We start from the raw sequence: 20,580 nt of genomic DNA, 5'->3' as shown, positions 1-20,580 counted from the left end.
TTGTGAGCATCATAAGGACGCTCGTATTTTTCGTAGCGTCGGTTCTCTTGTTTTAAGTGTTCCTCGCAAAACCTGCCGTCAGTTAGGTTCGGACAGCCTTGATAAGAACACGGTCTTTTAGGTTTTCTTGGCAAGACTTATCCTCCCTTCGGGCATGAAAAAAGCCCTTTGAGATAATCTCAAAGAGCTTTTAACAAAATCATTTACAAAACTATATCACTATTTTCCAATTACATCGTTTAATACTTTCCAGCCTTTTTCACAAAAATTTATGTTTTCATTACATATAGTTTTTCCATTTTTCTCAATGATGATACTCGCCGCAAGGATACTATCACTATCTTGCTCAATAACATCACCATTTGCGGTTTTCCACTTTACTAGAATATCACTTTTACTTAATTTACCTTCAAATGGAACAACAATCCGATTTGGTTCGTCAAACTTACTATCAGAATAGGTGTTGATAATTATTTTATCTTTTTGCTTATATACATCTATGTAGTTATAGTTAGCCCTATATGAAGCTATTTTCTCTTTACTATCAATTTGAGCATTAAATGCATTATTATCAATACGATGCAAGAATAAGGTGATAAAACAAACGATAGCCACAACTATTGAAATACAAAATATCAGCACTTTCGCTTTTTTACTTATCTTATTCATACTCCACCAAATTCTAATATCTAACTTTACCTTATCATAAAGCAGATCCTATTCTCTTTCATGCATTCTATGCATCAGCAGCAACAACCAACCCTAATGTTACTAAGAATCCCAAAATACCTGTAATTAATACTGGAACAAAAGCACAAATAGCAACTACTCCCGCTACTGCTACACCTATTTCAACAACATCTTCAGGAATTTCAGGAACCTTTATTGTAAAATCACGAAATGTAATTAAGTATTTTACAATCACCGTTATATGTTCATCAACATCATCTAATGTTGGTAATAGATTTTCTGACATTACCTCAATAGCTAACTCCACTTGATTTGGAGAAATAACTTTTCCAGTGAATGCAATATCACCCGATTTTACTGATGCTGCAATATTTGCTATAGATTTTTGAATCATGTCTCCGCCCTTCATAATTCTAATATCTTTAGCAATTTTAGAAATTTTATTTTCACATGCAGCACTTAGAGAACCATCACTATTTAGTTCTATCGAAACGTTGTAGGAATTATTAGGCACTGTCATCAATTCTGTTACTGCTTCTACCGAGGTTTGAATACTAATAGTAGGCAGTTCAGTATAACTAAGAATAATTTCTTTATTATATGAAAGACCAAAACTAGTAAGCTGATTTAGCAGATGTAGAGGCTCTACTACATCATACACAAACTGTGTTCTTGCAATATTTACTTTGTCTTTTATATTTTCCTTTTCTAGTTCGCCTTTCGTCATTTTTGTTACACTATCAAATTTTGCGATACCTTTATCTCTTCCAGAATATGCATCTTTATCAAGAGCAAAAGTCGGTCTAGATTGGAAAGAGAATTCATTAAATTGGTCGAACGCCCAATTGTTAGGAATTGCATAACCTAAATTCCCACTAAAACCAGTAGACATATCCGCTACAAACGAATATTTAGCATATCCTGCTTTGCTTACTTTTGAGCAGATTAATCTTGGGCCATATACACCAACTTGGTATTTCTTAATATTTTCACAACTGTTGAATAGTAAACTTATCTTCTTGAAATACGGTAAAATCATGCTGTCCAGCTGATATCCATAAGCATCAAAATCAACAGCAAAGTATATTGTACTACCAGAAGGAATACAAATCCTTTTTGCAGCGGAAATAGCAACCTGTGCATCAACAGTTCCCTGGTTAGGATTCGCAAAATATTCAGGATAATATCCTCCATCTTGATAAATTGGAAATACGGAAAGACCAGCGTTTTTTATGTTTTTAATTTCATCTAAAGTTAGAGCTTTAGATGTTGACTTTCCAACATACCCAGTCAAATATCTTCCAACAATCTGGTATCCTGCCGCTTTTAAATCTTTAGCTTGTTGAGCATTTAGTACCGTTGCACAGTCACACGCCTTGGCAGCTCTGTCTGGATTGCCTTTACTAGTTAACAACGACATCCACGTGTTAACATCAAGTGCTCCGCTGACTGGAAGCTTATAGTCTTTCTGGAATTTAGTGAGTTGCTCAGCAAAATCATCATCCCAATTCTCATTTTGAAGACAATCATATCTAATACAATTAAGTACAGCTTTTGCTAGCCATACCCACTTACCATAGGAAGAAGCGTTTTGCCTGCTAATAGTTTTCAAATTACCTCGTGTACCATGTCCAAAATTACCCGTGGCATCATCAGGCGAATAGCCTTCTAACGACTGTAAAATTTGGATAAGTGCGGTATTCATTTCTCGACCATACAAGCCGTCACAAGGAATGATACCTGTATAATCCTTATAGGTTCGGTTAATAGTTTGTTGAATAATCCTAATAACGTCAATACCACCGTAACGCTTTAGTAAAACGAACTGCTGCATAGAAAGAAGAGCTTTCATTACATCAATTGTGACAGTAGAATCACCACCAATGCCCATATCATTCTTCAACTCTTTAATAGCATTCCCAGTACCACCATAAAAGTTTTGTGTAATATCATTACCAGTAGAGTAACCCTTGCACCATAAAGCACCTTGAATAATCGAGTAAACATTACTTTGCGACTTATCACTATCGGATTGTTGCTTAACACCATGTGGATAACGTTGATTAAATTTACGTGTTGTACCAGCACCAAAATTATTTGCTGTTGCTGTTATACCAAGCTCAATCTGCAAAGCACGAATAAGCCCATTAATTGTATCCCAACCAGTATTCCCATCAGTAATAACTGAACCAAACCCAGGCTTATCACCATAGGTTTTGTTTAACCATTGCTGTGTTAGTAATACCATCTGATCCATGTTGTGCCCTCCTTTTAGGCATGAAAAAAGCCCTGAAAGATTACTCTTCCAAGGCTTAGTATTTATAATTTTTGCTAACTATATAATACCATATAGAAGGCAGTGTCATCTCGTATCAGAGCGTACCAAACCGTACCATTTTTTCAGATTTGGATTAGATTATCTGGTAAAACCATGTGCTCTAACGCTTTACCATGCCACCTTATAATCGTCATTCTGCTAGCATGGAGTTCTTTACCAATATCCTCCCACGTCATGTTACTCATGTAACGGTAGCGTAAAATCATCTGCTCATCCACGCTTTCAAGTTTAGAAATCACATCCAAAATCTGCTCTTTCAAACTGATAAGCATCGTAATCTCCATGTTAATCTTTGCTTCTAAATCCATAACCCTTATAAGAGCTTTCACAAACGGAGCTTCTATACTTCGAGTCGTCTGCACATACTCCCTGTCGTATCTTAATGAAGAAACACTTGTAGCAAGCTCACGCAGTCTTACTACCTCATCCATGTCAGCTTTAATCCGCTTATCAAGAAGATAGGCTTGCCGTAAGTATTCTTTTTTGTTCATTCTTACCTCCATTTTGAGGTAAGTTCTCTTTAGAACCCCTTTCCCTCACTTCGTTAATTGATAGTCTTGCTTTAACCGACTCGATTAAAGCATCCTGCACTTTAGCCTTCATGCTTAAAGCCCTCATCACATCCTCATCAATCGTGTCCTTAGTGATGATGTGATGGATTACAACCGTGTCGATTTGCCCTTGACGGTTAAGCCTGGCGTTCGTCTGCTGGTAAAGTTCCAAACTCCAAGTCAGGGAAAACCAGATAAGCGTTGAACCGCCAGCCTGTAGGTTAAGACCATGACCCGCGGAAGCCGGGTGAATCAATGCTACAGGAATCATGCCGGCATTCCAGTCAGCAATATCAGCACTCGTTTTAATCTCACGCACGTTAAAACGTTTCTTAATCCGCTCAAGATCATGCTTAAACCAGTAAGCTACAAGCACCGGTTTACCGTTAGCAGCCTCGATTAAATCCTCTAAAGCGTCCAGCTTACGATCATGAATATGAACGCTTTCTTTTTTCTCGTTATAAACCGCGCCGCCTGCCATTTGAAGAAGCTTATTTGAAAGAGACGCTGCGTTAATCGCATCAATCTCTTTACCCTCCAACGACACCACCATATCCTGTTTCAGCTCATCATAGAGTTTTCGCTCCTTACCGGATAACTCTACTTTCACCTCGTTTATCACACACGCTGGCATTTTCAAATAGTCTTTCGACTTCATCGAAATCGTAATATCAGCTATCTGCTTATAGATTAAACTCTCAGCACCATCTTTAGGCTTATAAGAAAAAATCATGTGCTGGTTACGCTTATCAGGATTAAAAAAGTTCTGCCGATAATACGTAATGTAGCAGCCAAGCCTTTGACCCATATCAAGCAGCCTAAACTCAGCCCACAAATCCATAAGCCCGTTAGAAGAAGGCGTGCCTGTAAGACCTACAATCCTTTTAACTTTCGGCCTAGCCTTCAGTAATGCTTTAAAACGTTTCGCCTGATACGATTTAAAACTTGAAAGCTCATCTATCACAACCATGTCGAAATTAAACGGCAGGCCGCTTTTCATTATCAGCCACTCCACGTTTTCACGGTTAATAATATAAACGTGAGCAGGCGTTTTTAGTGCTTGAATCCGCTCCTTCTCAGTGCCCGTCACAACAGAATAAGTCAGGTGTTTTAAATGCTCCCACTTTTCTAACTCTAAAGGCCACGTAGTGTTCGCAACCCTAAGAGGAGCGATAACCAGAGTCCTGGAAACATCAAACGAGTCAAGCATCAGGTCGTTAATCGCTGTAAGACTTATAACACTCTTACCAAGTCCCATTTCAAGCAAAACCGCTGAAACCGGGTGTGTGATAATAAAATCAGTCGCATACTTTTGATACTCATGTGGCTCGTATCGCATCAATCACACCTCCAATCTGACTTTTCTCATCAACCACGAAAACCTTAAAACCTAAATCCTGTAAGTCTTTCATCCGTTTCACCTGTAAGACTCTAGGCTTTTTACCTGGTGCTTTAAGCTCGACAAAACCAATCTTTCCACTGTTTAGTAAAACCAGCCTGTCTGGAAGCCCGTCAACAGAAGGACTCGTAAGCTTTAAACAAAGTCCTCCCACAGCTTTAACATCACGGACGAGTTTTCGCTCAGTTTCCTTTTCTCGTAAAAAGCCCATCAGATACCTCTTTGTTCTTATACTTAAATTTGTATCCCTTAAAACATGGGATTCCTGTTTTCCTCATTTTTGCCCCGTTTACATCAGGCGAATGTTATTTGTGTAGCCATGTATGCTTTAGACCCATCTTTTACTTTTCTCTATATACACTTATATTTCTTTTATTTTTTCTTCTTATATAAAAAGTAAAGAAAAAGGGTACACTACAATACAAAACCCCTATTTATCAGGCTTTTCTTTCTTGAAAACGTGCATGGTAGCGTGTAGGCAACGCCTATTTTCGTGTATGAAAAAATCCTATAGAGCATTTCTCTTTGAACCCGGTTTTTACCATACGAAACATTTGCCTACACGCCAATACATTTTTCAGGAAGTATCTTTCAGTTTTACCGTGCTTTACATCAAAGAAAATCCTCCTGTGCCTGCAAATTCGGATTAATGGAAAGCCCACACCACTGGTAGCCCTTACCCGTCCGTTTTTTGCTATAACCCGCTAACAGTAAAGCCTTAGAAAAATCCCTATCGTTTCTAACATATTCACCGTTAAGGTTTGCCCACTGGCGGTAAGACAAGTAAAGACTCCTACTCATCTCCGTTTCATTCACGCCCTTAATGCAATAATCAGTGATGAAATGGCCTATCCAGTCGTTTTCAGCCCGATAAGCGTCCTTAGCCTGCTCTACCACCTTACAAATAGGGAATTTATAACTGTTTTGGATATAAAGCTTGGCTCCTTCAATCATCCATTGAAGTATTGCCCCACCTGCTTTTTGCAAAAGTTCATCAACATAGTCTGTTTTCGGATTCTTGATTTCTTTCGTAAACGGTGCGACAAAGATTCTCCGCCACGTTCCCTTATCGTTCGAACCGACTTTCGGCAGATGGTTCGTGTAGAGAATAGTTGAGTGGCTTGGTGTAAACGTAAAAGGAGCATAATATTTCCTCTCAGCTGAAATATCATCCACGCTTGCTATCTGTTTCAGCATGGAAATAGAAAGCCTTTGCCCTTCCTCAGTTTCCGAGGCAAGAATAAACCTTTTACCGCAAAGCTCCGCTAAATCCACTTTCACGTTTTTAGCCCGAGTGGTTAAAGACTCTGCAGGTATTTTCCCCGCATAATCTCCAAGCACGTGTGCTTCCGCGTTAAACACGGTCGACTTACCGTTACCGCCTGACCCGTACACTAGCAAAAGCGATTCTTCAAACACTTGACCTATAAGCGTACTACCCGCATGGCTTTGAAGAAATGTTTGAAACTCTTTATCACCTGCGGTAACCATATCAAGCGTTGTCTGCCACAAACCCATGTTCTCCTGTGAAGGGCAAACAGCGGTCATTTTCGTGCAGTACAAACACGGATCATGTGCTTTTAGCTCTCCAGTCTTTAAATCCACGATTCCGCAAGGCGTGTTTAGAATGAAAGCATCACGATCCAGTTCTTCGTTTGCAACTTCCAGCATGGATTTAGCAAGCTTTAATATCCCGGACACTTTACTGTGATCATTCATCTTCTTAGCAAACGAAAGATACTGTTTTGCCTGATTCACTTCACTCTTTGCTTTATCCGCCTGCTCTTTATCACCCGATGATTCAGCTTGAACGAACTCTTCGTAAGCTGTCTTAAACTCAACACCGGCATTCTTCAAAACCTTTTTAGCAATAAGCATGTAAAGTTTCATAACTTTAAGCTCAGACGCTTCCCACTTCTTTCCCGTCCAGTAAAGCCAGCCTGCAGACATCGTATAAACAGCCTTATTCTTGTTATGTTTGGCAAAAACCTCAGCCATCGCAATATCTGTTAAATCATCCGGCTTATACTCCTCATAGCTTTTGCCATACTCGCTAGGCGGAATATAACCTTCCTGACTTGCTACTTTAAGCCCGAACTTTTTAGCCGAATACCAGATTTTAGATAATTCTGCGTCAGGTAAAGGAGGATTACACCGTTCTGCTTCCCTCAAAAACTTCTCATGTGCTTCATCTGTCGCCCCATAACGTTTGATGAGTTTTCCTGCGATATGACTAAGCCTAGAGTTTCTCTGCCCTGATGGTATTTCTTCTGTTCCTGCATCAAATTCACTAAAATCTTCTTCCGAGAGAAAATCAGTAATTGTTTTTTCACCATCGTAAAGTTCTACCTGTGGAGTTTTAACACCGTAGAGAAAACGTGCCGCATCAAGAGCGTTACTGTCAAAATACGGGAATACTGATTGAATCCTTGTTTTAAGCTCCACATAAGCTTTAGCATCGCTTACTTCTTCAATTGGAAAATACACGTGAAAACGTGGTCTTGCACACTTCCCATGCTTGTCTTTCATGTGGTTTCTACTATAAGACGCGTAAAAGCACACGTTCGGAAACGCTAAAGCAACATCAAAAGGCGTCACCCAGTCTTTACCAACATCAGAATGATCGTTATCACAGTCCATCGGAATACAGGTAGATGAAATGAAATTATCTTTAGACCTATAACTGTTAGTAAATTGTGCTGTGACATGGTCAAAAGAGATAGCCTTATTAAAACTATCTCGATCACAGACTTTTATTTCGTCAGGATACAAGCAGTTACTACTGGTTCCCACACAGGAAGCTGTATAAATTTTGCACTCAAGCATCAACATTCACCCCCTAAATCCTTATCTGTAAAATACTTAATCGGCTGGTTTCGTTTTTCAGCCAGATTGATTTCTACTTGCATGCCGCCTGTGATTTTTTCTCCGAACACCCACAGCTCGTTGCACTTGCCTAAGAGAATAATGTCCATAAACATCGCATCCCCTCTATGCTTTTGATTCTCATCATCCATAAACGGGAAAAGCAGGTGTGGAGTGATAGGGATTGCTCCATGCAAATACGCGTAAGCCGCACACCGAATAGCGCGTTGCACGTTTTTCTCCTTATCTCCACGGTAGGGAGCACAAATGTAGACGATAGGCTTAAAATTCGGTGTTGTTTCTAAATGCTTTTTATAAGACTTACTCACTTTTAGCCTCCTGTTCAATCAACGGGTAGATTCCGTGTTGTGTCATGAGGTGATAGATGAAAAGCCTGCCTTTCTGAGTCCAATAAGTATGCATTTTTGAGTGTGTAACACCATTAGAATCCTCGTATGTATTTGTGCGAGATTTCGTATATTCCTGATTGGCATACTTTTGATATAAAAGCCAAATATCAGACTGCTTATACTGCACACCGAGCTCATGCAAAAAGTTATTCATCCACTGTGCTGACTTGCCATAATCTTTTGCAATCACACGCATAGAGATTATGTCTTTGCATTTAAGCACCACATCGTAATAGCTGGCTTTCGGTTTAAGCTCTGCTATCTGCTGTGTTTGCAAAGCTACAGTATTGGTAAGCTTCAGATTTTGCGATTCAAGCAGACTCAATTTCCTATTGGCTATTTGCAACGCACGTGCCATTACCGCATCAGGCGAGTTCCACTTCTCTTCAACAGAAATAAAGTATTCTCGAAATTTTCTGCCAAGTTCTGTACGCTGAATCATACATAGCTGTTTTGCCATATCGATAGTAAGCTGATGATTGGTTGCTGGTCTTCCACCAGTACTTTCCGACAAAAATGTCGAAAAGTCCTTATCTTCAACAAAACCGTAATCACACATTCTTGGGAACCACTTATCATAAGGTGTTCCGATATTAAGCGCTTGATGCAAAACACGGCCATCTACAGTCGGACGTTCATTGCTATAACTTATTTTGATTAGCTCTTTCATAGTAGCTACCTCCTAATTTTTATTGGAGGAACTGGCTCCTCCTATGAAGTAGCCACGGCGAATGCCAAAATCTGACGCTTTTTTAATATTCTTTACTAACTTTTTCTCAGCCCGCTTCAGCTTATGTGTAATATTGTTAGCCAAGCGATCCACGGCTTTTTTATAATCAGCCTCCGTTTCAAAAGCATCACGGCTAAGCATGGATGCAGCCTTTTCGTTAATCGCCATATTCCTAATACGGACAGCCATAAAAAGATCCGCAACATCCGGCTTTAAAATCGAGTAAACAAACGACTCTACTGCCCTATATTCCTCTGAAGCGTTAATCTGATTTACTGTTTTGAAAAAGATGCCGGGGTCTCTAACATCGCTCATGCAAGACTCATAATCATCGGCTTCCTCAGCGTCTTCACTGCTGTAAGGTTTAGTAAAGCCTTTATGCCTCTCATATTTATGCAGAGAGTTATACTCGGGACGGTTAAACTCAACATCTACCTTTTCTTGTGCTCTTTTCTCAAACTCTTCTTCGCTTTCATCGGGAAGAAGGTCGATATTAAGCCAGCCTTTAACCTCATCAAGCTTGAGGTCGAATGTTGTAAAATGATTGTCACAACGTAATTGAATTCTCATAAAAAATCCTCCATCTGATTTCCGATGAAGGAATTTCTTGAATTCAGCTCAAATAAGGCATGACAAAACACCACAAGCTAGAATGAAGAATTCCTTCATCTTGACTTGCAGCTGCCTTATTCGGTAAGACTGCTGTACTTATTTAGTTGTTCTATGCGGACTCCGAATAATCCTTAGCTAAGGGATATTTCCGCATAGAGGTTGAGGCATACGCCTCTTTGCAAAGCTACTGTCCTTTTATCGAATTTTTGCTTTGCTCAAAGGTATCTTTGCGTGATATAATTTACACATCAGCAAAGTTGTTTCTTTGATGATTTGATTGTATTAAATCGGATTTTTTATTTGGTTCTTGTTTGGATCAATGTGGTTCAATGTGGTTCAAAAAGAAAGGAGGGGTATCTTTGGACTTTAAAATGTTTTGTGCAATGCTATACAAACGTATCAGTGACGATTCTGATGTTCCTCAATTTGTGAAAGATTTAATTGCCATGATTACAAGCGTGCCCGAAGATGAATGGGGCACCAAAAAAGATCCCTCTGGATCCGTAAGCACAAATACATATCGTAATTTTGCTAAAAGAGGTATTTCAAAAAAAGTTACTAGAACAATTTGCTATAGGCTTACCCCTGAAATTTTTATAGAAAGCCTGAACTCAAGACCTTCAGAAGTTTTGAAATTATTAGCTCAAGATTTACGTCCGTATGATCCGAATGTTACTACTGCTAATGTTGCTGAAAAACTTGCTGACATATTCGTCAATATTATTAGAGAAACAGCAGGAATAATCGCACCTGATGTATTGGAAAAGAAAAAGCAACTACAATCCTCTTCTGATTTAAAAACCAGATACGGAAAATATTTATTGCAAGAATGTGAAAACCATTGTGTAATGAACGGTTGTTCTAAAACACTCGTACTTTCTAATGATTCCAATGTTTCAGAAGTCTATGAAATAAGCCGCATTGATAAGACTAAGGAGCCAACTATTGATAATCTTATAGCTCTTTGCCCTCAATGTTTTGCTGTATACCAAATGGACAATAGGAAAAAAGTTACAAGTCTCTTGTTCAAAAGAAAAAAAGCCCTAGCTAACCACATGGCAAACATAGGCTTACTTAGTTCCTCACAGCTGGAAAAGGGACTTACAGACGTTATTTACAAAATTACTAAACTTAATCAAAAAGATTTATTTGGCTCTTCTCTAGATCCAAAAGAATTAAAGGAAAAAATAGATCCTAGCAATGATTTCCATCTTTATCTAACAGTAAAACAACAAGTTACTAGTTACTTCGTGAAAGTCCAAGAAATTCTTGTTAACTTAGATAAAAGTAATGTTATCGATTATGAAGATTTACAAGCTCAAATGCGATCCATTTATAAAAAGCTTAAAAAAGCCGAACGGAGTGACATGGAGATTTTTGAAGAAATTTCTGAGAAACTGCATAAACTAACTCTTCAGCAATTGATTTATTGTCAAATCGTTGTGAGCTACTTTGTGCAGAAGTGCGAGGTGTTCGATGCAATTACCAAATAAGCTATACCCATATGAAAAAAGCACTCTGGCAACACTACCAGTAGTGCTAAAAATAATAAAAAGCGGAAAAACGAATGTAAAAGATATTTTTCAGTCTGCTTTGAACTCTTTAGACGAGCCTACTGACTTTTTATCCGTTATGGACTGTCTTTACGCTCTTAATGCAATTGATATGACAGATGAGGGTGAGGTGAAACTATGCTTATAGAAATTTATTCTCCTGCCTTTAAAGAAAATAACAATATTAGACCAGTCATTCAATTTAAAAAAGGTCTTAATGTTATTCAAGGGACACAAACAGGATCCAACTCAATAGGCAAATCATCTGCTCTATTAGCAATAGATTTTGCTTTCGGTGGCAACTCCTACCTTGATAGCGATGGCGTGAAATACGTAGGCAACCACGTTATATATTTTTGTTTCAAGTTTGACAAGAAATACTTTTTTAGTAGAAGCACAGCTAATGCAGATACGATTACTGTATGTAATGAAAAATATAAAACCACAGACAAAACACTGTCCAGAAAAGAATTCATCGAGTGGTTGAAAGAAAGATACGTCAGCAATAAAACCAATCTTTCCTTTAGACAATTAACCAGTACATTTTTTAGAATCTATGGAAAGAATAATCACGATGAAAATTATCCTCTGCAAGGATATAGAAATCAACCAACAAAAGAATCCATCAAAATTCTCATGAGCTTATTTGATTTCTACAAAGATATAGAACCATATCACAATCAATTAGACGTACAAATAGACAAGCTCAAAACATTTAAAAACGCTAGAAAATATAGTTTCATATCCAATCTGGTTGGTGGCAAAACACAGTATGAAGAAAACATTAAAACCCTTTCCAATCTACGGGCTGAACTTAATGCGTTAACACTTAATTATGAGGTAAATGCAAGCAGTGAAGAAATCGAAAGCAATAAAGCTCGAGAAAATTTGAAAGCTAACAAATTAAGTTTAGACACCCAACTTGAACGACTTCAACGACAATCTAAACTATTAGAAATCAGTATAGAGTTTGGATTATTACCGACAGAAGCTGACATTGAATCGTTAGCCGAGTTTTTCCCTGATATCAACTTAAAGAAAATTTATGAAATCGAGCAGTTCCATAAAAAACTTTCAGCCATATTAGAAGATCAGTTCAAATCAGAAAAAGAATCACTTGATACAAAGACTGCTGAAATAAAAGATTCTATAGAACAAGTAGAACAACAAATGTCAGAATTAAATATTACTAACTCTATTTCTAAAGATTTTCTTGACAAACACTCTGAGCTTAACAAAAAAATAGAAGCCCTAGAAGAACAAAACAAAGCCTATCTTGAAGAAACACAACTACAAGAGGCAAAGCAATCAGCTACACAAAACTTAGAGAAAAATGTCGAACATATACTTTCTGAAATAGAATACAACCTCAATACAAAGATGCATGAATTTAACGATAGACTATACGTTGAAAAACGTAATTCACCAAAGATAGAACTAAGAAACTATAACAGTTATAGATTCTCCACGCCAAAAGATACTGGGACTGGTACAAACTTCAAAGGTTTAATCCTACTAGATCTTGCTATACTTTACACCTCGGCATTACCAGCTTTGGTGCATGACTCATTATTCTTTAAGAATATTGACGACGAGGGTATTGACGGAATTATGAAAATATACAAAGATACAGCAAATTTGAATAAACAAATCTTCATTGCATTTGATAAGCAAAGCTCATACAGTAACGAAACATATGAAATTCTACAAGACAACAAAGTCCTTCAACTATACAGTGGCGGAGGCGAGCTATATGGACAATCTTGGAACAGAGAAATTAAAGGTGATAAAAATGAAATTTAGTTATAACAAATTATGGAAATTACTAATCGACAAGGGTTGGACTAAATCCAAACTCCGTGAAGAGGCAAAAATAAGTTCCTCTTCCATGGCAAAACTTAGCAATGGTGGAAACGTAACTACTGAAATACTGGTAAAAATATGTGGTGTTTTAGATTGTGACATCAGTGATATTGCTGAAATCGTAAAGGAATAATTATGTGCAACTAAAAACTTTTCATTCACTCAATATAGCCCAAAATACACGAACGATTGAACTTTTTTGTACTGTGGTACATATATGCAAACTATAAATACGGTATGTGTTTATGGATTTGCTGAACTATTGCCTAGTTTCTTATAAATTTTATTAGCACAAGCAGGCACTCTTCTAACCAGCATCGACAAATATTTTTACTGTCAAGCAAGAGCTTGACAGTAAACACTATCTAACTTATACTGCATGTATCGACGAATCCGTCGATAGGATGACGACCCCTTAGATGTAGCCAAGGCGCGAAGACTTTTTACGCGTTGACTCATGACAACCATTTGGCGCGTTAACCCTTTGCAAGATTGTGAGGTGAATTGCATGACTCGTAATAAGCGGCTTAGTTTTGATGAACGCAAGCAAGCAATAAAGCATGCTGCTATACGTATTTTTGTCGAACAAGGCTTTGAGAACACAACCATGGAAGACCTGGTAAAAGAAACGGGCTTATCAAAGGGTGGGTTTTATCACTACTATAAAAATACAACCGACATACTCCACGACATTATGCTCGACGGCATTGCATACCGCAACACCATCATGATGAAATCTATAGAGGATGGCAAGCAATGGAGCATTGATCTTCTTGCTGATGAAATGGCCAGAAAAGTAGTTGATAGCAATGCGCTTATGCCCGTCTACGTAGAGCTTTTGTTGGCTAAGAAGAGAAACCCTCAGCTTGAACAGCTGTATAGACAGCTTGAACACACTGCTTTTGATACGTTTAGGGCACATAACATCGATGCCGAAACGCTTTCTGTTAAGCCTTCAAATTTTGAACTTATGGCTTTTTTTGTAAACGCGATCATTCTTTCTGCGAGCGTGCTCAACGAACACAAACTTGTACAAGATAATCAGGCGCTTATTAAGCAGCTGCTCTTGAATATTTTGAAGCAGGGTAATGCTCACACCCTCGATGAGGATAACAGCTATGGCGCTCAACCCAACAATGAGGGTAACAGCCACGGCACTGCTCGCACCAGCGACGAGGGAAGCAATCAGTTCGGCAGCATGCAAGGGTCTGTTCCAGCATCTTCAACTTCTTTACCAGGAAAGGAGCGCTCATGAATACGTACAATACATACCGCAAACTGTTTGCGTATATTCCGCAGTTTAGGGCTTTGGCTCTTGGGGCAGTTCTTGTCTCGGGTTTATCGGCGGTGCTTACTACCTGCGGCTATTATGCCATAAATTGTTTTTTGTACGCGCTTATAGCGGACCAAAATATGCCCCGCGCACAAAGCCTTGCGTTTGTTATTGCACTGCTTTTGCTTGCTGGAAGTCTATGTCTTGGAGCGTCTGGGCTTATGGCACATTACGTGGGATTCAACTTAGAAAACGTGTTGCGCAAACGCGGTGTCGAAGGCTTAAATCATGCAAGTTTTACATTCTTTGACACACATTCATCTGGAGCTATTCGTAAAACTATTGACGACAATGCGGCGCTCACTCACACGATTGTCGCACACATGATTCCAGACGCTACGCGCGCAATCCTTATGCCGATTTTTATTATTGTGCTCAGCTTTTGTAGTAGTTGGCGCGTGGGTGTATGCATGTTGGCACTTACACTTATCGGTGGCGCTATCATGGCCGGCATGATGGGTGGCAAGCAATTCATGAAAATGTACCAAGATGCGCTTGATAATCTATCAGCAGAAACAGTCGAATATATTCGCGGTATTGCGGTCATTAAAATTTTTGGCGTTTCGGTTCGCTCCATGAAAAAGCTCTCCAAATTTATTCACAATTATTCAACATACGCTTACCAATATTCAAAGCATTGCAAAGCAGGATACGTTGTGTATGAATGCCTTTTCTTTGGTATTATTGCAATACTTACACTGCCGCTGGTATTTTTTATTGACGATTTGGGCAGTCCCAAACGTTTGGCTCTCGATTTAATTATGACGTTTTTCGTATCGGGATTAATGTTTGCAGCATTTATGCGCGTTATGTACATTGGCATGTACTCATTCCAGGGTAATCATGCGGTTGATTCGCTTGAGAAGCTTTATGCGCAAATGTCGAAAGAAGAAATACATTTTGGCAATGAAGATCATTTTGCAAATCACAACATTGAGTTTCGTAACGTTTCGTTCTCGTATGACAAAAAAGAAGTTTTGAAAAATCTGTCCTTCAATTTAGCCGAAAATAAGATATATGCTCTAGTAGGAAAATCTGGATCAGGTAAATCTACAATTGCTAAACTGATGTGCGCATATTACAACATAAGTTCTGGAGAAATTTTAATTGGCAATAAACCTCTTAACACATATTCTCAAGAAGCGCTCATGCAAGAAATTTCCTTTGTTTTTCAAGATTCTAAGTTGTTTAGTGACACACTATATAACAATGTTAGCTGCGTAAAACATGACGCAAGCCACGAGGAAGTAATGTCTGCGATTTCTGCAGCAGGACTTGATTCGGTATTAGATAAATTAGATAAACGAGAAAACACAATAATTGGAACAAAAGGCGTGTATCTTTCAGGTGGCGAAACTCAACGCGTTGCGATTGCTCGTGCAATTTTAAAAAATTCTCCCATCGTAATTATGGACGAAGCGTCTGCTTCTATTGACCCCGATAATGAGTATGAGCTGCAAAAAGCCTTCAGGCGACTGATGCGCGGAAAAACGGTTATTATGATTGCACATCGTCTGACGTCCATTACGGGTGTGGATGAGATTTTGCTTGTTGACCACGGACACATTGTTGAGCGCGGTTCACATGCTCAGCTTATGGCGCAAAATGGCCAATATACACATTTGTACACAATTTACACCAAAGCTAATGAGTGGAGGGTTGTTAATGATTAAGTTTTTAAAAAATACGTTTGCTCTTACCGATCAAGGTGTACGAGGCACTTTTAAATCGAGTGTACTTAGTTTTTTGGTATTTGTTATCAATATGGTTCCTTCAATGCTGCTGCTATTGTTGGTAGATCATCTGTTACTATGCCATGTACATAGTACAGCCATCTATCTTGTGTGTTCTATTGTGACCTTGGTGGTAATGGCAGTGCTATTGAGTTTTGAATACGAAGCACAATATAACGAAACATATAAAGAAGCAGCTCATTTGCGCCTTAATATCGCAGAGAAACTTTCGCGACTAGAAATGTCTTACTTCGCAAAACACGATCTTACCGATCTCGCTCAAAGTATTATGGCAGACGTAGCATCGCTTGAACATGCAGAAAGTCACGCAGTTCCGAAACTGCTCGCGTTTTGTTTATTCTTACCATTTCTTTCTGTATTAATGTTCATAGGGAACTGGAAAATGGCGATTTGTGCCGTTGGCCCTACGCTTCTTTCGTTTTTGCTGATTGTAGTATCAAAGCGCTATGTACGTGCGCAGCACAACAAACATTACCTACGATTACGCGAAAACTCGCAAGCTTTCCAGGATCGCATTGAGCTTTCTAAAGAAATTACAGCTTTTAATCTTGCAGAAAGCGTAAAAACAAAGCTTTATGCCAAGCTTGATGACACATTGCGCGTCCACTGGAAAAGTGAACGCAACGCTGGGTTCTTGCTGATATTTGCCGATATTTTCTCGCATTTTTCGTTGGCATTCACGATTATCGGTGGCATTTTTCTTATGCAAACTGGCGAAATTTCTGTGCTATATCTGCTAGGCTACGTGCTTGCTGCCATGAAGCTCAAAGAATTTGTGGACTCGAATATGGAATTCCTTATGGAAGTTTTCTATATCAATTCGGCTGTGAAGCGTATTCGTGAAATTCGCGACGCAAAGGTATTAGATGTGCAGACGGAAGCTGCTACAGACGTACGCGCTACAGATAAACGCGCTACTCAATTTGCTAATTTTGATATAGAGATAAACAAGCTCAGCTTTTCTTACGATGACACTACTCCTGTGCTAAACGACGTAAGTTTTACTGTGCCGCATGGAACAGTTTGCGCACTTGTTGGGCAGTCAGGCTGCGGAAAAACAACTCTGCTTCGACTTATAGCGCGACTGTATGATTTTACGTCGGGCAGTATTCGTATTGGTGGCAAAGATATCAGAAGCGTGTCTACCGAAAGTCTTTATCGCAATATATCCATTGTGTTCCAAGATGTTACGCTTTTTAACACAACCATTCTGGAAAACATTCGCATTGGACGCGAGGATGCAACGGACGAAGAAGTAAAACACGCTGCTCAGCTTGCACACTGTGACTTTATTGACGCACTCCCCGATGGGATCAACACCATTATCGGCGAAAATGGACAGCAGCTTTCTGGAGGCGAGCGTCAGCGTATATCAATAGCGCGCGCATTTTTGAAAAACGCACCAATTCTTATTCTTGATGAAATTGCTTCAAGTTTAGACGTTGACAACGAGATTAAAATTCAACAATCGCTTACCGAATTGGTAAAAAATAAAACTGTGATTATTATTTCTCACCGCATGAAGTCAATTGAAAATGTTGATCGAATAGTTGTGTTAAAAGATGGTCACGTTGAAGCATGCGGTACACATGCCGAGCTTATCCAGATAAGCCCTACTTATCAAAATCTTATTGATAAAACGTGTGCAGCAGAGGAGTTTTCGTATTAGTTTGAGCGCGTGTAGAACGCACATGATAGAAAAAGGAGGAATTTGTTATGGAACGCGCAACTAAATTAAGTGGTCATGACCTGATAAACATTGGTATATTTGGAGCCATTTATTTTGTTATTGTATGTGTAATATCAATGCTTGGGATAGTACCCGTCTTTTTGCCGCTCCTTGCGGTATTAGTGCCAATTATAGGCGGTATTCCTTTTATGCTCTTTTTGACCAAAGTTAAAAAGCCAGGAATGATTTTTATTATGGCAATCATTATGGGTCTATTGATGGTGCTCACGGGCATGGGAATGTGGTCGTTGTTAACAAGTGCGATTGCAGGTTTGATTGCAGAAATTGTGTTCAAAAGTGGCAACTATGCCAGTGCTAAAAAAGCTGTTTTGACATATGGATTTTTTAGCCTGTGGATGTATGGCAACTATATGTCACTGTTTCTTGATCGCGAACAATATTTTGCACAACGTGCAAGCTTTGGTAAAGCTTATGCCGAGGCTGTTGCTCAGCTCCTACCAAATTGGATGGCGTTCGTTCTGCTAATTGCATGCTTTATCTGCGGTATTTTAGGCGGCCTGTTTGGTCAGAAAGTTTTGAAAAAGCATTTTGAAAAAGCTGGTCTTGTTTAATGGCATATTCATCTCTAGCAGCGCAAAAGAACAAACGCAGTTTTCTAGATCCACGCGTAAAAATAGTCCTTGTTTTGCTATTAGCAATATTCGTAATGGGTGGCGTGGGTGGTATGCGTTTGCATTATGTAAGATTTGCATTATCAATTATTCCCTTTGCGCTGCTTTTGATCGAACAAAGATGGAAAAAATTTTTCCATGTAAGCATGATGCTTGTAATTGGATATAGCTGTCTTTTAGCAATACCATATCTACCTAGTATGCTAAAACCTATCGCTTTAATGTGCGGATATATTTTTACTCGTCTTGTTGTAACAGTTGCAATGGGTGAATATGTAATAGCAACAACTTCAGTGAGTGAATTTATTGCAGCAATGGAAAAAATACATATGCCGCAAGCCATTATTGTGCCAATGTCAGTTATGCTTAGAATGTTTCCAACGATTGCAACAGAATGGAAATCAATTTGTCGCGCTATGAATATGCGTGAAATTCATATAGGAGCAGTTGGTATTGGAAAAATATTAGAGTACCAATTAATTCCTATGATTAGTTCGAGTGTACGTATTGGCGAAGAACTATCGGCAGCAGCGTTAATTCGAGGATTAGGCTCCCCTATCAAGCGAACCAATATTTGCCAAATTGGTTTTCGAATACAAGATTGGTTTTTATTACTCATTTCTTTGTCGGTCATATGTTTTTGGTTGTTGTTTAGCTTAGGAGTAATCGTATGATCGAATTTAGGCATGTTTATTTCCATTATGGAACTGAAGATGACCAGCATACAAGTGAATTAAATGATATTAACTTGCGCATAGAAGATGGCGAATTAATTTTGATAACCGGGCCTTCGGGTTGTGGTAAAACAACGCTGTTACGGCTGATAAATGGTTTAATTCCACGCTTCTATCAAGGAAATGTAAAAGGCGATATATTATTAAACGGTCGATCTTTTAAGAATAATGAATTATATGATTTAGCACGTGTTGTAGGCACAGTTTTTCAAAATCCTAAGTCACAATTTTATAATGTTGATACAACGAGTGAACTAGCGTTTGCGTGTGAAAATCAAGGACTACCAAAATCTGATATTTATCAGCGTATTGATACAACAGTTGCTGATTTGCACATGGAAAATTTGATGGATCGCAATATTTTTCATCTATCTGACGGCGAAAAGCAAAAAATAGCTTGTGCGTCAATTGAAGTAGCAGGATTAAACATAATTTTGTTAGATGAACCTTCAGCAAATTTAGATTACGACTCAACGTTGATGCTTAAAAAGTTGATTTTGCATTGGAAAAAACAAGGAAGAACAATTGTTGTAGCTGAGCATCGAATAGCTTATCTTTGGGACATTATGGATCGCCTAGTGGTTATGAAACAAGGTGAGATCGTTAAAGATATTAAATCCGAACAAAAAAATACGCTCAATGACCTAGATTTGCAAAAAATGGGACTGAGAACGCGACTTATGGAATCACCCATACAAATTAATAAAATGCCATCTGTCACACAAGACGATCAGATAATCGCATTAAAAAATTTCAACTTTGCGTATCATGACGTAAAGAAGAAAATAGTCAATATTAAATCGCTCGCTATTGCGCGTAATCAAATTACAGCAATTGTAGGAAAAAATGGAGCTGGCAAAACCAGTTTTCTCAATTGTTTTTGCGGTTTAGAAAAAAGTTGCAAAGGTATTTTTAAATACGAGGATAGAATTGTAAGTAATCGAGAACGTAAAAAATTATGTTTTATGGTGATGCAAAATACAGGCAACCAGCTGTTTACAGAAAGCGTTTTAGATGAAGTTTTAATTAGTTTGCCTAAGCGCAGCAAAAATAAGAACGATGTTGCGATGAATATATTACGACAATTTGATTTGGACTTTTTGGCACACCGTCATCCGCAGAGTCTATCGGGTGGGCAAAAACAGCGATTAGCAATTGCATGCGCGCTGGCAACAGGTAGAAAAATTCTAACGTTAGACGAACCGACGAGCGGATTAGACTATGCGCATATGCAAGAACTAGCACAGCTACTATCAAAACTTAAGTCAATGAATACAACAATTGTTGTAGTAACTCACGATAGTGAACTCATACATGCATGTTGCACAAGATTGATTCATATGTAAAGTTAGCTCTCGAAATGCATAGAATTTATTTATCTTGAACC

Annotated in this window: 19 protein-coding genes; 10 read left to right on the top strand and 9 right to left on the bottom strand. The window is 38.6% G+C overall.

The genetic code is table 11. The annotated features are described in order from the left end of the window. Nucleotides 1-219 precede the first annotated feature (219 nt). The 9 genes from AC1EKB_RS03185 to AC1EKB_RS03145 all read right to left on the bottom strand — a co-directional run bounded on the left by AC1EKB_RS03185 (nucleotide 220) and on the right by AC1EKB_RS03145 (nucleotide 9,553). Nucleotides 220-669 (bottom strand): hypothetical protein, encoded by a 450-nt coding sequence (locus AC1EKB_RS03185; protein ID WP_019260869.1) that lies wholly within the window; start codon nucleotides 667-669, stop codon nucleotides 220-222. Nucleotides 670-736: 67 nt separating this feature from the next. After that, nucleotides 737-2,947 (bottom strand): glycoside hydrolase domain-containing protein, encoded by a 2,211-nt coding sequence (locus AC1EKB_RS03180; RefSeq protein WP_481248828.1) that lies wholly within the window; start codon nucleotides 2,945-2,947, stop codon nucleotides 737-739. A gap of 143 nt (nucleotides 2,948-3,090) precedes the next feature. Beyond that, complete coding sequence (locus AC1EKB_RS03175) at nucleotides 3,091-3,519, bottom strand: sigma factor-like helix-turn-helix DNA-binding protein (protein WP_019260867.1); 429 nt, start codon at nucleotides 3,517-3,519, stop codon at nucleotides 3,091-3,093. Further along, a complete protein-coding gene (locus AC1EKB_RS03170) occupies nucleotides 3,479-4,918 on the bottom strand; it encodes an SNF2-related protein (protein WP_481248827.1) in 1,440 nt (479 codons plus the stop codon). The genes AC1EKB_RS03175 and AC1EKB_RS03170 overlap by 41 nt, the downstream gene beginning before the upstream one ends. After that, nucleotides 4,899-5,189: a VRR-NUC domain-containing protein gene (locus AC1EKB_RS03165; protein ID WP_415692600.1), complete on the bottom strand. Its 291-nt coding sequence runs from the start codon at nucleotides 5,187-5,189 to the stop codon at nucleotides 4,899-4,901. The genes AC1EKB_RS03170 and AC1EKB_RS03165 overlap by 20 nt, the downstream gene beginning before the upstream one ends. A gap of 401 nt (nucleotides 5,190-5,590) precedes the next feature. Next, a complete protein-coding gene (locus AC1EKB_RS03160) occupies nucleotides 5,591-7,810 on the bottom strand; it encodes a phage/plasmid primase, P4 family (protein WP_481248826.1) in 2,220 nt (739 codons plus the stop codon). After that, nucleotides 7,804-8,172 carry a DUF7768 domain-containing protein gene (locus tag AC1EKB_RS03155; protein WP_481248825.1) on the bottom strand — a complete coding sequence of 123 codons (369 nt, stop codon included), beginning with the start codon at nucleotides 8,170-8,172 and terminating at the stop codon, nucleotides 7,804-7,806. Before AC1EKB_RS03155 ends, AC1EKB_RS03160 begins: the two co-directional genes overlap by 7 nt. Next, nucleotides 8,165-8,923, bottom strand: a complete 759-nt coding sequence (locus tag AC1EKB_RS03150) for a phage antirepressor KilAC domain-containing protein (RefSeq protein WP_481248824.1) — start codon at nucleotides 8,921-8,923, stop codon at nucleotides 8,165-8,167. The genes AC1EKB_RS03155 and AC1EKB_RS03150 overlap by 8 nt, the downstream gene beginning before the upstream one ends. A 12-nt stretch (nucleotides 8,924-8,935) precedes the next feature. Continuing rightward, entirely contained in the window at nucleotides 8,936-9,553 is a 618-nt protein-coding gene (locus tag AC1EKB_RS03145; RefSeq protein ID WP_481248823.1) for a hypothetical protein, read from the bottom strand. A 371-nt stretch (nucleotides 9,554-9,924) separates the two neighbouring features. On the opposite strand from AC1EKB_RS03145, the gene AC1EKB_RS03140 reads away from it, so the two are divergent. From AC1EKB_RS03140 to AC1EKB_RS03095, 10 genes are all read left to right on the top strand, one after another. Continuing rightward, on the top strand, nucleotides 9,925-11,088 hold the full coding sequence (locus tag AC1EKB_RS03140) for an ABC-three component system protein (RefSeq protein WP_481248822.1): 1,164 nt from the start codon (nucleotides 9,925-9,927) through the stop codon (nucleotides 11,086-11,088). Beyond that, complete coding sequence (locus tag AC1EKB_RS03135) at nucleotides 11,072-11,296, top strand: ABC-three component system middle component 7 (RefSeq protein ID WP_481248821.1); 225 nt, start codon at nucleotides 11,072-11,074, stop codon at nucleotides 11,294-11,296. The genes AC1EKB_RS03140 and AC1EKB_RS03135 overlap by 17 nt, the downstream gene beginning before the upstream one ends. Further along, the gene (locus tag AC1EKB_RS03130) at nucleotides 11,287-12,951 is read left to right on the top strand and encodes a DUF2326 domain-containing protein (RefSeq protein WP_116440704.1); all 1,665 of its coding nucleotides are present in this window, start codon (nucleotides 11,287-11,289) and stop codon (nucleotides 12,949-12,951) included. Before AC1EKB_RS03135 ends, AC1EKB_RS03130 begins: the two co-directional genes overlap by 10 nt. Continuing rightward, the gene (locus AC1EKB_RS03125) at nucleotides 12,941-13,144 is read left to right on the top strand and encodes a helix-turn-helix domain-containing protein (protein ID WP_116439679.1); all 204 of its coding nucleotides are present in this window, start codon (nucleotides 12,941-12,943) and stop codon (nucleotides 13,142-13,144) included. The genes AC1EKB_RS03130 and AC1EKB_RS03125 overlap by 11 nt, the downstream gene beginning before the upstream one ends. A 375-nt stretch (nucleotides 13,145-13,519) precedes the next feature. Beyond that, on the top strand, nucleotides 13,520-14,266 hold the full coding sequence (locus AC1EKB_RS03120) for a TetR/AcrR family transcriptional regulator (protein ID WP_116440743.1): 747 nt from the start codon (nucleotides 13,520-13,522) through the stop codon (nucleotides 14,264-14,266). After that, nucleotides 14,263-16,017: an ATP-binding cassette domain-containing protein gene (locus AC1EKB_RS03115; protein ID WP_174182613.1), complete on the top strand. Its 1,755-nt coding sequence runs from the start codon at nucleotides 14,263-14,265 to the stop codon at nucleotides 16,015-16,017. The genes AC1EKB_RS03120 and AC1EKB_RS03115 overlap by 4 nt, the downstream gene beginning before the upstream one ends. Beyond that, a complete protein-coding gene (locus tag AC1EKB_RS03110) occupies nucleotides 15,950-17,767 on the top strand; it encodes an ABC transporter ATP-binding protein (RefSeq protein WP_481248820.1) in 1,818 nt (605 codons plus the stop codon). The genes AC1EKB_RS03115 and AC1EKB_RS03110 overlap by 68 nt, the downstream gene beginning before the upstream one ends. 47 nt (nucleotides 17,768-17,814) lie before the next feature. Then, complete coding sequence (locus AC1EKB_RS03105) at nucleotides 17,815-18,399, top strand: MptD family putative ECF transporter S component (protein WP_116440701.1); 585 nt, start codon at nucleotides 17,815-17,817, stop codon at nucleotides 18,397-18,399. Beyond that, complete coding sequence (locus tag AC1EKB_RS03100) at nucleotides 18,399-19,133, top strand: energy-coupling factor transporter transmembrane component T (RefSeq protein WP_116440700.1); 735 nt, start codon at nucleotides 18,399-18,401, stop codon at nucleotides 19,131-19,133. The genes AC1EKB_RS03105 and AC1EKB_RS03100 overlap by 1 nt, the downstream gene beginning before the upstream one ends. Then, nucleotides 19,130-20,539 carry an ABC transporter ATP-binding protein gene (locus AC1EKB_RS03095; protein ID WP_116440699.1) on the top strand — a complete coding sequence of 470 codons (1,410 nt, stop codon included), beginning with the start codon at nucleotides 19,130-19,132 and terminating at the stop codon, nucleotides 20,537-20,539. The genes AC1EKB_RS03100 and AC1EKB_RS03095 overlap by 4 nt, the downstream gene beginning before the upstream one ends. Nucleotides 20,540-20,580: the final 41 nt, after the last annotated feature.

Source organism: Gardnerella sialicivorans subsp. sialicivorans (genome assembly GCF_056746795.1).
The sequence above is the reverse complement of the archived record's forward strand: the minus strand, read 5'-3'. Positions and strand labels throughout refer to the sequence as shown.

Excerpts from the sequence above, each read along its gene's own strand:
- AC1EKB_RS03185 (WP_019260869.1), bottom strand. The coding sequence starts at position 669 with ATGAATAAGATAAGTAAAAAAGCGAAAGTGCTGATATTTTGTATTTCA.
- AC1EKB_RS03180 (WP_481248828.1), bottom strand. The coding sequence starts at position 2,947 with ATGGATCAGATGGTATTACTAACACAGCAATGGTTAAACAAAACCTAT.
- AC1EKB_RS03175 (WP_019260867.1), bottom strand. The coding sequence starts at position 3,519 with ATGAACAAAAAAGAATACTTACGGCAAGCCTATCTTCTTGATAAGCGG.
- AC1EKB_RS03170 (WP_481248827.1), bottom strand. The coding sequence starts at position 4,918 with ATGCGATACGAGCCACATGAGTATCAAAAGTATGCGACTGATTTTATT.
- AC1EKB_RS03165 (WP_415692600.1), bottom strand. The coding sequence starts at position 5,189 with ATGGGCTTTTTACGAGAAAAGGAAACTGAGCGAAAACTCGTCCGTGAT.
- AC1EKB_RS03160 (WP_481248826.1), bottom strand. The coding sequence starts at position 7,810 with ATGTTGATGCTTGAGTGCAAAATTTATACAGCTTCCTGTGTGGGAACC.
- AC1EKB_RS03150 (WP_481248824.1), bottom strand. The coding sequence starts at position 8,923 with ATGAAAGAGCTAATCAAAATAAGTTATAGCAATGAACGTCCGACTGTA.
- AC1EKB_RS03145 (WP_481248823.1), bottom strand. The coding sequence starts at position 9,553 with ATGAGAATTCAATTACGTTGTGACAATCATTTTACAACATTCGACCTC.
- AC1EKB_RS03140 (WP_481248822.1), top strand. The coding sequence starts at position 9,925 with ATGTGGTTCAAAAAGAAAGGAGGGGTATCTTTGGACTTTAAAATGTTT.
- AC1EKB_RS03135 (WP_481248821.1), top strand. The coding sequence starts at position 11,072 with ATGCAATTACCAAATAAGCTATACCCATATGAAAAAAGCACTCTGGCA.
- AC1EKB_RS03130 (WP_116440704.1), top strand. The coding sequence starts at position 11,287 with ATGCTTATAGAAATTTATTCTCCTGCCTTTAAAGAAAATAACAATATT.
- AC1EKB_RS03125 (WP_116439679.1), top strand. The coding sequence starts at position 12,941 with ATGAAATTTAGTTATAACAAATTATGGAAATTACTAATCGACAAGGGT.
- AC1EKB_RS03120 (WP_116440743.1), top strand. The coding sequence starts at position 13,520 with ATGACTCGTAATAAGCGGCTTAGTTTTGATGAACGCAAGCAAGCAATA.
- AC1EKB_RS03115 (WP_174182613.1), top strand. The coding sequence starts at position 14,263 with ATGAATACGTACAATACATACCGCAAACTGTTTGCGTATATTCCGCAG.
- AC1EKB_RS03110 (WP_481248820.1), top strand. The coding sequence starts at position 15,950 with ATGGCCAATATACACATTTGTACACAATTTACACCAAAGCTAATGAGT.
- AC1EKB_RS03105 (WP_116440701.1), top strand. The coding sequence starts at position 17,815 with ATGGAACGCGCAACTAAATTAAGTGGTCATGACCTGATAAACATTGGT.
- AC1EKB_RS03100 (WP_116440700.1), top strand. The coding sequence starts at position 18,399 with ATGGCATATTCATCTCTAGCAGCGCAAAAGAACAAACGCAGTTTTCTA.
- AC1EKB_RS03095 (WP_116440699.1), top strand. The coding sequence starts at position 19,130 with ATGATCGAATTTAGGCATGTTTATTTCCATTATGGAACTGAAGATGAC.